We start from the raw sequence: 14,908 nt of genomic DNA, 5'->3' as shown, positions 1-14,908 counted from the left end.
TGTACAAGATTTAGAGGAGGACTTTTTACAACCTATCCCGCAGCTTCTCCACAAAGAGATAGGCTGCTGGACAGGTCAGGGTATTTTTGATTGTCAGATGATTAATCTGATGAATCTTTTTGCGGTCTGTATGGGGAAACTCACGGCAGGCCTTGGGACGGACATCGTAAATCGAGCAGAGATTGTCTCCACCTAAAAAAGGACAAGGCATAGCCTTGAAAACCTTGTCACCGTCTTCATCCACCTGCAGAAACTCCTCTTCAAAAGCTGGCAGCTTCATCTTAAAATACTTGGCAATACGGACAATATCGGCTTCCTTAAAGTCTGGTCCCAGCGTCTTACAGCAATTGGCACAGGCTGTACAGTCAATCTCCTCAAAGACCTCATCATGGATTTGTTGGGCAATCTTATCGAGGTTTTTTGGTGGCTTTTTCTTGAGACTGGCTAAAAACTTTCGGTGCTCTTTCTGCTTTTGTAGGGCTAGCTGATGGTATTTTTCAAGGTCGATTTCTTGAGTCATAAACTACTTTCTAATCAGTTGATTTTCGTTAGCATTATATCATAAATCTTACAAAAATGAGACCTACTTTCAGGTAGACCTCATTTTATTTGTACTAAATATTGTTAGCTGGCCCTTTTTCATCAAGGCTCCATGTTTCTTCTATATATGAGATGACAGAAGCCAGAGTTTTTCGGTCGCCTTCAAAAGAGATCAAATACACTTTGTCATCTTTTTGGAAAACCCAAGAAACCACTAACTGCCCTGATTTCATAATTACATTCAGTTGGAAAGCTTCATTGCCAGAAACAGTGGATTTTGCTCCCCACATTTTTTCTACATCTTTATTATCATTCCAACTATAGGCTAGTCGCTGGGCAATTAACTCAGCATTGAAAGTTTCTCCATCTTGGACATGAGCTTTTTCTCTAGTATAGCCATTCATGGTAACGATATTATAAGCTGAGCCATCCGTGAACTGAACGCTGTCACCACCATCTAGGTCGGTGAACTTGATCCAATTACTTGGAATATCGATATAACCGTAATCAGCCGAGCCAATGCGTTTAGTCTCGGTTGTAGTGGAAATATCTTTATCACTAGCTTTATCAGATTTACTGCTATCTTTTTGAGAAACTTGACTAGTTGTACTACTAGAAGTAGACGATTTCCGATTACCATAATTTTTAATAAGGCCACAAGAAGCCAGAGACAGACCAACCAAAACTGCCAAGAAACTTAGAAAATACTTTTTTGCCATAACAAATCTCCTTTTTAGACTACATGAGCCCGAACCATCTAGATTTCCAACTATCGAAACATTATAGATAACATCAACTTTTCAAGATTGCTTCCCTATCTTATTTTTAGGAACAGATCCACTGTTTTTATTTGCTTTGTAATGCTGAGTCCAGGCGTTCAAAGTCAACTTTATTCCTCATCCATACTCAGGACGCTGAGGAAGGCCTCTTGTGGGACTTCGACAGATCCGATAGCTTTCATCCGTTTTTTACCGGCTTTTTGTTTTTCTAGAAGTTTGCGCTTCCGAGAAACGTCACCACCATAACACTTGGCCAAGACATTCTTACGCAAGGCCTTGATGTCAGTCCGAGCTACAATCTTGTGGCCAATGGCTGCTTGGATTGGTACCTCAAACTGCTGACGAGGAATGATTTTCTTGAGCTTATCAACAATCAGCTTACCACGCTCATAGGCGAATTCCTTGTGAACGATAAAGCTAAGAGCATCGACTTTGTCGCCATTGAGGAGAATATCCATCTTAACCAGCTTGGATGAGAGATACTCAGAGATTTCGTAGTCAAAGCTAGCATAGCCACGAGTAGAGGACTTGAGCTTGTCAAAGAAGTCAAAGACAATTTCGGCAAGTGGAATTTGATAGATAACATTGACACGATTGTCATCAATATAGTCCATGGTCACAAAGTCACCCCGCTTGCGCTGAGCCAACTCCATCACAGCTCCGACAAATTCCTGCGGCACCATAATCTGCGCCTTGACATAAGGCTCCTCGATGGAATCAATCTTGGTCGGATCCGGAAACTCACTCGGATTAGAGACATCAATAGCTTCACCATCTGTCAGATTAACCTTATAGATAACAGACGGCGCTGTCATGATCAGATCAATATTAAACTCACGCTCCAAGCGCTCCTGAATAACATCCATATGCAGCAAGCCCAAGAAACCACAACGGAATCCAAATCCTAGTGCTTGTGACGTTTCTGGTTCAAATTGCAGACTGGCATCGTTTAGCTGGAGCTTTTCGAGTGCTTCGCGTAGGTCATTGTATTTATTGGACTCAATCGGATAGAGACCAGCGAAGACCATAGGATTCATCTGCTTATAGCCGTTCAGGGGCTCAGATGCTGGATTGTCGGCCAAGGTCACTGTATCCCCTACCCGAGTATCCTGCACCGTTTTGATAGAAGCTGCGATATAGCCAACATCCCCTGTCGCCAGGAAATCACGTCCAATAGCCTTAGGCGTAAAGATGCCGACCTCAGTCACATCAAAGGTCTTGCCATTGCTCATGAGCTGAATGGTGTCTCCCGGCTTGACCACACCGTCCATAACCCGCACTTGCAGAATTACCCCACGATAGGCGTCATAGACTGAGTCAAATATTAAGGCCTTGAGTGGTGCTTCTACATTTCCAGTCGGAGCTGGAACTTTTTCCACAATCTGCTCTAAAATTTCTTCAATTCCGATACCAGCCTTGGCAGAAGCCAGTACTGCTTCGCTAGCATCCAACCCAATCACGTCTTCAATCTCTGCCCGCACCCGCTCAGGATCCGCAGCTGGCAAGTCAATCTTGTTGAGAACTGGCAAGATCTCCAAGTCATTGTCCAATGCTAGGTAGACATTGGCCAAGGTCTGAGCCTCAATCCCCTGAGCAGCATCCACGACCAAAATCGCCCCTTCGCAGGCCGCTAGAGAACGCGAAACTTCATAGGTAAAGTCCACGTGTCCCGGCGTGTCAATGAGGTGGAAGATATAGGTTTCGCCGTCCTTGGCAGTATAATTGAGCTCGATGGCATTAAGCTTAATGGTGATGCCACGCTCCCGTTCCAAGTCCATGCTGTCCAAGAGTTGAGCCTGCATTTCCCGACTGGAAACCGTTTCTGTCGCCTCCAAAATCCGGTCGGCCAAGGTTGATTTCCCATGGTCAATGTGGGCAATGATGGAGAAATTGCGGATTTTCTCCTGACGTTTTTTCAAATCTTCTAACTTCATTTTTCTCTTCCTTTTAGGGTATTCTATTTATTATATCATGATTTTTCGAAAATAAAAACGACTGTAACCAAGACAGTCGACTTAATTTTCCATTTATCTAGAGTCTCATACATTCGGAGATGATTAGTCATGGGCTTTTCTGAGTTTTTCAAGAGTTTCTAGGAAAATAGCTGGCGCTTCAGCCGTAAATTCCAACACTTCGCCAGTCCGAGGATGGGTGAAGCCCAGTGTTCGCGCGTGCAAAAATTGACCATGGCCCTTCAGGGTCTTACGTGGTCCATAGACCTCATCGCCAGCGACTGGATGACCGATATAAGCCATGTGAACACGTATTTGATGCGTCCGCCCAGTCTCCAGCTGCAACTCAACCAAGGTATAGTCCCCAAAACGTTCCAAGACTTGGAAACGTGTCAGAGCGGGTTTTCCCTTGGCTGTAACCGCCTGTTTCTTACGGTCTTTTTCACTACGACCAATCGGCGCCTCAATCACTCCGCGGTCGTTAGGGAGATTTCCATGGACAATCGCCCAGTATTTACGCAAGGATTTCTTATCCTTAAGCTCATCTGCAAGTGCTAGATGGGCCTGGTCATTCTTGGCAATCATCAATAGACCAGAAGTATCCTTATCAATCCGATGGACAATTCCCGGGCGCAGCACACCATTGATGCCAGAAAGGTCTTTGATGTGGTACATGAGAGCATTGACCAGAGTACCGCTGGTATGTCCAGCTGACGGGTGAACCACCATGCCTTGCGGCTTGTTGACGACGGCAACATCCTCATCCTGATAGACAATCTCTAGCGGAAGATCCTCTGCCACATACTCAACCACCTCTGGCTCAGGCACTTCATAGGAAATGACATCACCTTCTTTGACGGCATACTTGGCTTTTTTTGCCTCTCCATTGACCAAAATCTGGCCATTTTTTATCTGTTCATTGGCTAAACCACGGGATAGCTCCGTCAAGTCCGCCACTGCCTTGTCCAAACGCAGGCCTGCGGCTGCTGCATCAATTTTCAATTCCATTTGTTTCTTCCTTCAACATCACCAGTAATAAAATCGCTACTCCAACAGTCAGGTACATATCCGCTACGTTAAAAATAGCAAAATTGACAAAATCTAGCTGGAACATATCCACTACAAATCCTTGCTGGATCCGATCAATGAAATTGCCCAAGCCACCAGCAATAATTAGAATGAGTCCCGTCAGCATCCACTTAGAAGCTTGGATATTTTTAATCAAATACCAAACGGCAACTCCAATCACGATACAAGTTATCAGAGCGAAAAACCACTGCTGATTTTCCAAGATAGAAAAGGCTGCACCAGTATTTCGCAAGTAGGTCAAACTGACAATCTTAGGAATAAACTTTCTGACTTGCCCCAAAGAAAAATTGGAAACAATATAATACTTGACTGCCTGATCAAGAGCAATCAAAAGAACAACTAAAAAAGGAATGGTAATCTTTCGTTTCATACTTCTCTTTTCTGTGCAAAATATTCTTTCATAACGGCTACAAAGGCTTCTCCGACCTGACTCAGCTCCACATCTTCCCTCTTGACATAAACCATGTGATTGTCTAAATTGTCTCGTAGTTTGATGACAGTGATTCCATTTACACTGTTGCTATCCAAAAAGCCAGATCCAGTCGCGTAAGCATCCGTCCGCTCCAAAATCCCATTCAGCGTAGCTCGATCCGTCACATTAAACATCTGGGAACTAGCGCTGGTATCAACAAAATTCTCTGAATAATAGAGGTACTCATCCTTTTCCTGTGTGAAGCGAACCGTCGGCAAATCTGCCAAGTCCTCCATGACCAACTCTTCCTTTTGAGCCAGAGGATGATCTTCCCGCAAATAAATGTGGGTTTGGAAAGGAATTAGCTCAATGACCTCCAAGCCGAGCTTCTCCACCCGCTGCATAATGCCCTTACTATTCTGATTATTGAGATAAATAATCCCAATCTCACTATGGCCTTGGGCTACTTCATCCAAAATCTGCACGGTTGTCGACTCGAAAATCCGGAAATTCTTGTAGTCAGGATAGCGCTGAGAAAACTCTGTTATCAAAGGTGGTAAAAAGTCATAGTGCTGACTGGCAATGGAAAATTCATCCTTTTCCTCTTCAGGATTAGCATACTGATTTTGAAAAACATCGAAGCCTTTGACCAATTCTTGAGCTCTCTCGTAAAATTCCATGCCCCGCCGAGTCAGAAAGGTTCCGCTACTGGTCCGGCGGAAAATCTTAAATCCCAGCTCCTTTTCCAAATCTCGCACCGCGATAGATAGGCTAGGCTGGCTGACATACATCTTTTCTGCTGCTTCGCGGAAAGTTCCGCTGTTGGCAATAGCCACTACATAACGCAATTGTTGAATATTCATATCTTTTTCCTTTTATAAATACTCCTAATTATACCACAAAATCAACCTTCCTCAAAGGCAGGCAGCTACTTTCCTCTTAGAAATACATATCTAAAATCTGCATCATTTGCCTAAAATGTCCTTTGCATATAAGAAGGTGACATAAAGTACGACAAACAAAGCTATTAAGACCTCAAAAGCAAGCAAAATTTGCCCGACTAGACCGAAATCCAATACGTTTAAAGATTGCTTCAAGGCTACAGCCGAAATAACCAAAGGGAAGGTAAAAGCCGAAAATCCTGCTGAAAAAGGGCGATTGATTAAACGAGGAAGTTGCCACAAAATAAAGGCATAAAAGCATTGTCCTGAAATCAAGAGCAAACTTAATAAGACAGGATTTGGCTGAGAAAAAGTAGCCACATAAGCTGCTGTCATCAAGGAAATCGGCGCACAAATCGTTGTTGTATTCGGGCGAACATTCTCTACTAAGCCGATTTTATAGGTCTTATAAAGGACGATTGGCAAGACCAAGAGTGTCGCTAAAAGGCCGTACCAAAAGACTAGCTGGCCCAAAGCTAACTGCTGGGGAACCGCAATGGTCAGAGGAACGACACCAATTCCGACAAATAAGACCGTCCAAGCGGGAAACACATTCTCCCACTTGAAAGGAAATACAAAAGCTAGAATATAGTATACCATCAAGAAAACCAGCCCGCTAAAGCTTAGCCACCACAGAACTTGTGCACTAATGCGGGTCAAATTTCCCAAAAAAGTCCAGCTCGCTAGATAGGTCGAAGCCACCATTCCCTGCATGAAAAAGGTCGGAAAGACCGAGGCTACTAATGCTTGCCCCAGCTGCTCTTTGACCTGCTTAGTATGCGTCAGCATTCCCATCACTAGATGAAGGAAAAACAAGAGTGCCAGACTTGCTAAAAGATAACGTAAGAGCTGACTAACATCACCGACTAAATTTCCCAAGGCTAGTAAGCCTAGTACCAAGCCCGCCTGAACTAAGAATGGATCTTTTCTCTTTATCATAAACAGATCTCCTGACCTCCATATCCCTTTACTCTGAAGGCTAATCTTTTTATTTTCTCTTTAAATAAACTGTTTCCGATTTTCGTTTAAAGCCTAATCTTTCATACAGCCTTAGGGCACCTGTATTCTGGGCTTCTACTACGATTTGACAGACTTGTCCATTTCGGCCATAAAGGTCATTCAGGATAGATCTGACTAGGTAGCTCCCTAAGCCCTGTCCCTGAAAGGCCTGATCCACAGCTAAGGCAAACAGATAATTACTTCCAAAACTTGTATCAACTGAGCAAGACGCTACGATCTGACCATCTTTTTTCAGTACATAGAGCAGGCTATCTGGGCTCTCCAGTGCTTGACTGGCATAGTGAAGCGCAGTATCCATCGGCATTTCAAAAATCTGCGACTGAAACGCTGCAATCTCCGCAACCATTTCCTTTCTACCCAGTAAAACTTCCACGCCTTCTTTTTCTTCTTCAGGGAAAGTCCCCGCTGCCTGCTCCAGCCAGATTTCCGTTTCTTTCAAATCATAGTCAAACTTCTCAGCAAAGGTCGGATGGTCTGCTAAAAACTTGACTTCACTGATGTATTCGATTTGGGATAAATCGTATTTCTCTGCAATTTTGGAAAATTCCTGCAAAAGAGCGCTCGCTATGCCCTGTCCGCGATAGTCGGGCAATACATAGACAGATACCTCTGCTTGCCCCGGCTCATCCGCATAAACCGATAAAAAACCAACCGTTTGATGATCTAGGTTGGCCAGAAAAAAGGCTGGCATATCCCCATCAAAATTATAGGCGTTGTCCAGATAAGGAAGACGATAAGTCCCATCTATAACGTGGCAGTTTTGAACCAGCTCAAAGAGCTGATCTTTGATTTCCTGACTAGGCTTGCTATAAATCTGTATTTCCATCATTCTCCCTCACAAACTTTTAACAATAATACATATAATTTGTAACTGTCCTACTCTAACTCACTCAGATACTCATAGCGCTCATACTTTTCAAGAAGCTGCTCATTCTTGTCATCCAGCTCCTTCTGAAGTTCCGATAGCTTGGTAAAGTCCGAACCGTTCTGCTCCATTTCCGTCTCAATGGTGGCGATGCGTGCTTCCAGCTTCTCGATATCCGCCTCGATGGTCTCCCACTCTTGCTTTTCAAAGTAGCTCATCCGCTTCTTCTGCTCCCGCGCCTTGACGGGCTTTTCCTTTTCTTTCTTTTGGGAAATAGCTACGCTGGATTGTCTAAAAGCCTTCTCATCCAGATAGTCCGTGTAGTTGCCAAAGAACTCTCTGACCTCGCCATCCTCAAAAGCTAAAATCTTGCTGGCTACCTTATCGAGGAAATACCGATCATGGCTAACTGTGATCACCGGCCCTGCAAAGCCCTGCAGGAAATTTTCTAGAACTGTCAAGGTTGCAATATCCAAATCATTGGTCGGCTCGTCCAGAAGCAGGACATTGGGCTTTTCTAGTAAAAGCTTGAGCAGATAAAGCCGCTTCTTCTCTCCGCCAGACAATTTCTCAATCAAAGTGCCGTGGCTTGAGCGAGGAAAGAGAAACTGCTCCAAGAGCTCAGCAATAGAGGTTGTGCCGCTCCCTGTCTTAACTTCTTCTGCCACTTCCTGCAAGTAATTGATGACCCGCTTGGACTCATCTAGCCCGTCAATACGCTGAGAAAAATAAGCCACTCGGACTGTTTCACCGATGATAACCTGACCAGACTGGGGCTGCAATTGACCAGCAATTAGATTGAGGAGAGTAGACTTGCCCACTCCATTATCTCCAACAATGCCCAGTCGATCTTTGTTTTGCAGCAAGAGATTGAAATGCGACAAAATCTGCTTGTCTCCGTATGCAAAATCCACATCCTGAAACTCGATAACCTTCTTCCCAATCCGACTGGTTTCAAAGTTCATCTCTAGGTCCGTCTGATTGGTCTGACCCGCCAAATCACTTTTGAGGTCATGGAAACGATTGATACGTGCCTGCTGCTTGGTCGCCCGCGCCTGAGGCTGACGGCGCATCCAAGACAGTTCCTGCTTGTAAAGCTGTTGTTTCTTGTGTAGCAAGGCAGCATCGCGCTCATCCTGCTCAGCCTTGAGCCGAACATAGTCCTGATAATTTCCCTGATACTCAACCAAGTTCCCACCGTCTAATTCAAAAATCCGCGTGGAAATGTTGTCCAAAAAATAGCGGTCGTGAGTGATAAAGAGGACGGTCTTCTTTGAATTTTTCAGGAAATTTGTCAGCCACTCAATCGTATCAATATCCAGATGGTTAGTCGGCTCATCTAACAGCAGCAAGTCTGCTTCTGAAAGTAGCACCTGCGCCAACTGCACCCGCCGACGTAAACCACCAGAAAGCTGGCTGATTTTTGCTGCCAAATCTGAGATCCCGAGCTTGGATAGGACGGTTTTTACCTGACTTTCAATCTCCCAAGCATTCAGCGAGTCCATTTCTGCCATGACCTTGTCCAGACGAGCTTGCTTGGCTTCATCATAAGCTGCCATGAGCAGTTCGTATTCTCGAATGAGCTGCATTTCTCGCAAATCGCTGGACAAAACAGTATCCAAGACTGTCTTCTCTTCATCGAAGTCTGGTTCCTGAGTCAAATAAGAGATTTTATAGTCAGATTTTGCTGAAAAAGGATATACATCACCATCAAAGCCTGATTTGCCAGACAAGACATCCAGAAGAGTGGTTTTTCCTGTCCCATTGACTCCAATCAGTCCAATCCGATCCAAGTCATGAATGATAAAAGAAATCTCTTGAAAGACTGTCTTATCCCCGACAGACTTGGTCAGCTTTTCAACGATAAATTCACTCATCCAACTTGCTCCTTCATAAAGTTCATAATCTCTTCCTTGCTATTTGCCAATTCTCCGTCGACAATGGCCAATTCAATTTTAGTCAGGATTTGTCCCAATTCTGGCCCTGGTTTAAAGCCATAATCTCGGATCAAATGACTGCCCGTCACCACAATCTCATGTTTGTCATGAATGGTCAGAGAAGCATGTGTCGCCTCAATAGCCTCAAACTCAACTGGCAAGCCTGCTGCCTGTCTCAAACTTTCTGCCTGCAAAATCAAATCCAAATCATACTGATAGCAATCACGCTTGGAAAGACTCCGTTCCTGTCGAATCTTATAAACAGCTACCAGCTGATTCACTCGCTTTTGAAAGTCATTGGACGTTTTCCAATGTTTCAAGAACTTACGAACATCTTTTACCTTCAAAGCCAGCAAAAGCGCAGCCCAAGCCTGCTCGGAACTAGAAAATTGAAAATCTCCTGCTAGACGGTCTAATAATTCCTGCAAAGCTTCTGCTGAATGTTTCATATCAGGAAGAAAGTCGTAGGCAGCAGCTTTGATCAGGCTCTCCAAGCCTTTCCGCCAGAAAGGTGCCATCAAGAGCTTGTCAAACTCGATAAAAATCCGCTCTACCGATATCTTCTCCAAAAGCGGCGCGCAAGCTGCCATAGCCTGAAAGGTCAACTCTTCCAAATCAAAGTCTAAACCAGCCTGAAAACGGAAGCCCCGCATGATGCGGAGAGCATCTTCATTGAAACGCTCTGAAGCCACTCCAACTGCCCGCAGAGTGCGATTTTTCATATCTGCCAAACCGTTAAAGAGGTCCACAATCTCCCCCTCTTGGTTTAAAGCAAGTGCATTAATTGTAAAATCCCTACGCTTCAGGTCTTCTTCCAAAGAGCGCACAAAAGAGACCTGACTAGGCCTGCGGTAGTCCACATAGACATCCTCAGTCCGAAAGGTCGTTATCTCGTATTCCCCCTGGCCTTCCAAGACCAGAACCGTTCCATGCTCAATGCCGACATCAACTGTCCGAGGAAAGATTGTTTTGATTTCCTCGGGATAGGCTGAGCTGGCAATGTCCACATCGTGAATCGGCCGATTCAACAGAGCATCTCGTACAGAACCGCCGACAAAATAAGCCTCAAAACCAGCCTCTTTAATCTTCTCTAATACTGGCAAAGCCTCCTGAAACTCAGAAGGCATCTTCTCTAATCTCATAGTAAATGTTCCAATCCATAGACCAATTCAGAGCGCTTCACTACCTCTTTGATACCTAGATTTACCCCAGTCATAAAGGAAACCCGGTCATAGGAGTCATGCCGCAAAGTCAGCCCTTCTCCTTGACTACCAAAGATAACTTCCTGATGGGCCACCAATCCCGGCAAACGCACTGAGTGAATCCGCATACCGTCAAAGGCTGCCCCACGGGCACCAGCTAACGATTCTTCTTCATCAGCCGCTCCCTGCTGCTTACTCGTCCGGACTTTGCTGATTAATTCAGCTGTTTTGATAGCCGTGCCGCTCGGTGCATCTTTTTTGTTGTCATGATGCAGTTCGATAATCTCCACATCTGGGAAATACTTGGCTGCTTGGGCTGCAAACTGCATAAGCAAAACAGCCCCCAGAGCAAAATTCGGCGCAATCAAACCGCCCAGACGCTTTTGACGCGATAGTTGGGTCAAGTCTTCAATCTGCTCAGGCGTAAAACCAGTCGTTCCGACCACCGGAGCAAAGCCATTCTCAAGAGCGAAGCGAGTATTTGCATAAGCCACTTTGGGAGTCGTAAAGTCAATCCAGACATCTGCCTGAAGACCAGCAAGTTCTTCCTTAGCATTGAAAACAGGAACTCCTGCTACTTCCTTTTCATCTGTAAAGGGATCTAGTAGACCGGCCAATGCCAACTCAGGATCTTCTATTACCATTTTATAGGCTGCTTGTCCCATCTTTCCCTTGAAACCAGCAATAATAACTTTTATACTCATCTAGAACCTCTCTTTATTCTTGACTAAGCACTCTAGAAAACTCTAGACCAGCGGAATGTAGGCCAAAGCGACACTACCCTCGCCCAAGTGAGTTCCAATCACACTACCGAAGGTAGCAAGAGGAATATCGTCCGCTATGCCAGCCTCTATCAGCTGCTGGCGTAAGCTTTCCGCCTTCTCTTCAGCATTCCCATGAATCACTATGATCTGATAAGAAGCAGAGGCTGTTTTTTCCTCCACTACTTCAATCAATCTCTTAATCGCTTTCTTTTCTGTCCGAATCTTTTCAAAGACTTCAATGACACCTGCATCGTTAAAATACAGGATCGGCTTGATACTTAGGAGATTTCCCAAAATAGCCGCGCCATTGGACAAGCGACCGCCCTTAACCAGATGATTGAGATCGTCAACCATGATAAAGGCACTGGTTCCATCGATTTGTCGTTGAATCTTAATCGAAATCTCTTCAAAATCCTGCCCCTCAGCAGCCCAAGTCAAAGCATTTTCGACCATGAGACCCAGCGGAGCACTGGTGATTTTTGAATCAGGAAAGGCGATTTTCAAATCAGGAAACTCGTCCTTGAGATACTGGATATTTTGATAAAATCCTGAAATCCCACTGGATAAAAAGAGCCCCAGTACATGCGTGTAATCCCCGCCAGCAAGGAGCGTCAACGTCTCCTCTAACTCTGCCACACTAGGCTGACTTGTCTTTGGCAAATCATCTGCAGCAGCCATTTTTCCATAAAACTCACTGGCCGTCAGATTTTTTCCTTCCACATAAGTCTCTCCAGCAATCACTACTGGAATATCGAGCACAAAAAGATGGTCATTTCCACGAAGGCTATCCGGTAAAAAAGCGGACGAATCCGTTATAACCGCTAATTTCATCATTAGAACTCCAAATTAATACCTGGCAAATCTAGCGCAATTTCAGTCACTTCATAAGTCAAACGATTGAGCATGGTCAAACAAGGACGCGCCAATTCTTCCACTTCTTCATGCTCAAACTCACTAGGTTCCTGCACCAAACGTCCTTGAATATGATTTGTCTGTGTAATCGTTCCACTAATTACAAAACGATCAAACACAATCATGAAAGTCAAAATCACAATCATGGATGTTGAATTCTTTTCTTCATTTCTTTCAATCAGCTGAAAATTCACGTCAACTTTTGTTTCAGGTGTTCCATTTTCTTTTTCCCATTCAAAATTGCGTGCATCAAAATGATACTGGCTGACAAATTCTTGTTCACGTTGTAATTCCATTACTATTCTCCTAAAAATATACGATAGTCCATTATAACATAATTTAAGGAAAGTTTCTATGTAAAAAAGGAGCCTACCCAACAAATAGATAAAAAACTTCTCCTAACATTGCACAAGTGTAAGCAAATCTTTAATTTAGCATTTTTAAATAAGTTTTATTGTGCAAGATTTCAATTCAAGAAAGATTATAACTACCTTAGATGGATGTGCTCAAGTAACTACTTGTAATTGATTTCGGCGCTATTCCAGACTGGTTCGAAACGGACTTATAGTTATTGCCATGGGTGTACTACAACATAGCTAAGGATTTCTTTCTGCTTAAATTGTCCTCGATCGCTTTCACATGTACAACACCTAAATCAGACTATGGACTGCCTTCACATCCAAATCATGAAACAATTTGATCAAAAATCTCGCGATTACAAGACAATAAAACGATGCTGGAAACTCATCCAACAAGATAGTCAAAAACTAAGGAATAAACGTTTTTATCGCCCATCCTTTCCTATGTATTGATCACTAAAGAAATCAATGTTAACTAACATCACCCAGCTACAAGTTAACAAAGAACCAAAAAGCCTTAGTTCTGTATTGTACAAAACCAAGACTTTTTCTCACATGACTTATATCACTTTCGAAAAGCAAGTAAAACTTACTTTATCCATGACTCTATTAGTCTTTTTTCTTAGCACTAATAGTCAATCCTGAAGCTACTGCAACTAATGCTACTCCAACTACAGCCAAACCTGAAGAAACTTGCTCCCCAGTTTTTGGTAATTCAGCCACCTTATTAGAAATTGATGTAGTATGATAAACTGGCTTCGTACTTCCAATAGGTTTCGCTACTGTAGGAGCTGGAGCTTTTTGCTTAAGTACGACATGTGCTTCTGCCAAGAAGTCATATTTCTCTGTCACAATGCGGTAAACACGTCCTTCTTGGACAGTCTTAACAACATGATTTGTAAAATCACGATTTAAAAGACTAGAAAATTCTTGACGGATATCAAGGTAAAGACCTTTTGTTCCTTCAACTAGAGGTTTAAAAGTCGTTTTTTCGTATGTTACACCCACAACCGATAGGGAAATATCAGCCGCTTTAAGAGCTTTCAGAGTTTCTTCTACTGTTGGAATACCTGGAGTACTGAAATCAATACTTTCATCAGTAATCAAGAAAGCAAAACGACGATTATTAGAAGCTGTAGACCAATCGTAATCTTTTGAAGTTGCAATATGATGAAGAGGGGCTGTAGGCTCTTCTGTTCCACCGCCTGTTTGAATAGATCTAAGAGCCTTAATATACTCTTCTACATTCTTAGTGAATTTAGACCCATTAAAATCGAAATATTGAACATCCTTAGCAGACTCATACGCGATTAAGCCAAGACGAGCATCAACCTTTTTACTAGCCAAATCACGGACAAAAACCTCAATATTTTGCATAACATTCTGAATAGATGAACCCATTGAACCTGACTTATCAATAGTAAAAACGATGTCAGCAGAACCAGACGATTGCTTCGTAATTGTCACATCTGCTTCTTTCATCACTTTTTCAAATGTTGTCTTCTTGATGGTCTGAGTAACATCAGCTACATACTCATCCGTATCAACATGATCGGTAACTGTCTTTGATGTAGCAACTGGCGCTTTTTCTCCAACAGCAGTTCCTTTAGCAGCTACACTAGTTGTCTCAACACTCACAGAAGCCTCTGCTTTAGCAACAGCTTCTGTACCAGCTTCATTTTCTTTCGTATCCACTTTGACATCAGTAGAAGTAGTAGATACTTTCACTACATCACCAGTTTTAGCCTTATCGATTGGCACTACTGGAGTACTAACCTTTTCTTGAATCTCTTTGGCTGTCTCAGAAAGTTGTTGATTAGCCTGAGTTGTTTTAGCAGCAAGTTCATTTGAGCTTACTTGAGCTAGCTCATTAGCAGCTTGACTTGGCTTATTTACCTCATCAGCATCAGCTTGTGTAACTGCTGTAAAAACAGATGCTAGGGCAACTGAAAATAAAACAGATTTGCATTTCCAAAATAAAGAACGCTTCTTATTTTTCATAAATATTCTCCTTTAATAAATTTTGATTATATCATATCAATATCAAGGGGATTTGTCAAATATGATCTAATGTTCGGAACAACTTGCTATATTTACTAAAATCAGATTCTAGATTCTCTTTGGTAACAAATTCAA

Annotated in this window: 14 protein-coding genes; all 14 read right to left on the bottom strand. The window is 43.2% G+C overall.

Going from position 1 to position 14,908, the window contains the following annotated elements:
- Positions 1-25: 25 nt before the first annotated feature.
- Positions 26-520 (bottom strand): YkgJ family cysteine cluster protein, encoded by a 495-nt coding sequence (locus D8790_RS04825; RefSeq protein ID WP_002904626.1) that lies wholly within the window; start codon positions 518-520, stop codon positions 26-28.
- Between the two features lie 94 nt (positions 521-614).
- On the bottom strand, positions 615-1,259 hold the full coding sequence (locus D8790_RS04820; RefSeq protein ID WP_125387771.1) for a hypothetical protein: 645 nt from the start codon (positions 1,257-1,259) through the stop codon (positions 615-617).
- Positions 1,260-1,429: 170 nt separating this feature from the next.
- Positions 1,430-3,253 carry a translation elongation factor 4 gene (gene lepA, locus D8790_RS04815; RefSeq protein WP_125387770.1) on the bottom strand — a complete coding sequence of 608 codons (1,824 nt, stop codon included), beginning with the start codon at positions 3,251-3,253 and terminating at the stop codon, positions 1,430-1,432.
- A gap of 123 nt (positions 3,254-3,376) precedes the next feature.
- Complete coding sequence (locus D8790_RS04810; protein ID WP_062006099.1) at positions 3,377-4,279, bottom strand: RluA family pseudouridine synthase; 903 nt, start codon at positions 4,277-4,279, stop codon at positions 3,377-3,379.
- The gene (gene lspA / locus D8790_RS04805) at positions 4,263-4,730 is read right to left on the bottom strand and encodes a signal peptidase II (RefSeq protein WP_125387769.1); all 468 of its coding nucleotides are present in this window, start codon (positions 4,728-4,730) and stop codon (positions 4,263-4,265) included. Before lspA ends, D8790_RS04810 begins: the two co-directional genes overlap by 17 nt.
- Positions 4,727-5,635: a LysR family transcriptional regulator gene (locus tag D8790_RS04800; protein WP_125387768.1), complete on the bottom strand. Its 909-nt coding sequence runs from the start codon at positions 5,633-5,635 to the stop codon at positions 4,727-4,729. Before D8790_RS04800 ends, lspA begins: the two co-directional genes overlap by 4 nt.
- Before the next feature lie 102 nt (positions 5,636-5,737).
- The gene (locus D8790_RS04795; protein ID WP_125387767.1) at positions 5,738-6,652 is read right to left on the bottom strand and encodes a TDT family transporter; all 915 of its coding nucleotides are present in this window, start codon (positions 6,650-6,652) and stop codon (positions 5,738-5,740) included.
- Between the two features lie 49 nt (positions 6,653-6,701).
- A complete protein-coding gene (locus tag D8790_RS04790; protein WP_125387923.1) occupies positions 6,702-7,559 on the bottom strand; it encodes a GNAT family N-acetyltransferase in 858 nt (285 codons plus the stop codon).
- Positions 7,560-7,609: 50 nt separating this feature from the next.
- The gene (locus D8790_RS04785) at positions 7,610-9,475 is read right to left on the bottom strand and encodes an ABC-F family ATP-binding cassette domain-containing protein (protein WP_125387766.1); all 1,866 of its coding nucleotides are present in this window, start codon (positions 9,473-9,475) and stop codon (positions 7,610-7,612) included.
- Positions 9,472-10,677 (bottom strand): CCA tRNA nucleotidyltransferase, encoded by a 1,206-nt coding sequence (locus D8790_RS04780; RefSeq protein WP_125387765.1) that lies wholly within the window; start codon positions 10,675-10,677, stop codon positions 9,472-9,474. Before D8790_RS04780 ends, D8790_RS04785 begins: the two co-directional genes overlap by 4 nt.
- Complete coding sequence (gene dapB / locus D8790_RS04775; protein ID WP_125387764.1) at positions 10,674-11,441, bottom strand: 4-hydroxy-tetrahydrodipicolinate reductase; 768 nt, start codon at positions 11,439-11,441, stop codon at positions 10,674-10,676. Before dapB ends, D8790_RS04780 begins: the two co-directional genes overlap by 4 nt.
- Positions 11,442-11,483: 42 nt before the next feature.
- Positions 11,484-12,332, bottom strand: a complete 849-nt coding sequence (locus D8790_RS04770; RefSeq protein ID WP_125387922.1) for a DegV family protein — start codon at positions 12,330-12,332, stop codon at positions 11,484-11,486.
- Between the two features lie 2 nt (positions 12,333-12,334).
- Positions 12,335-12,709, bottom strand: a complete 375-nt coding sequence (locus D8790_RS04765) for a DUF1149 family protein (RefSeq protein WP_005590470.1) — start codon at positions 12,707-12,709, stop codon at positions 12,335-12,337.
- A gap of 672 nt (positions 12,710-13,381) precedes the next feature.
- Entirely contained in the window at positions 13,382-14,773 is a 1,392-nt protein-coding gene (locus D8790_RS04760; protein ID WP_125387763.1) for a vWA domain-containing protein, read from the bottom strand.
- Positions 14,774-14,908: the final 135 nt, after the last annotated feature.

Origin of the sequence: Streptococcus cristatus (assembly GCF_003943535.1) — a bacterium.
Classification (GTDB): Bacteria; Bacillota; Bacilli; order Lactobacillales; family Streptococcaceae; genus Streptococcus; species Streptococcus cristatus_L.
Note: the sequence above shows the minus strand (reverse complement) of the source record. Positions and strands in the feature narration are given on the sequence as shown.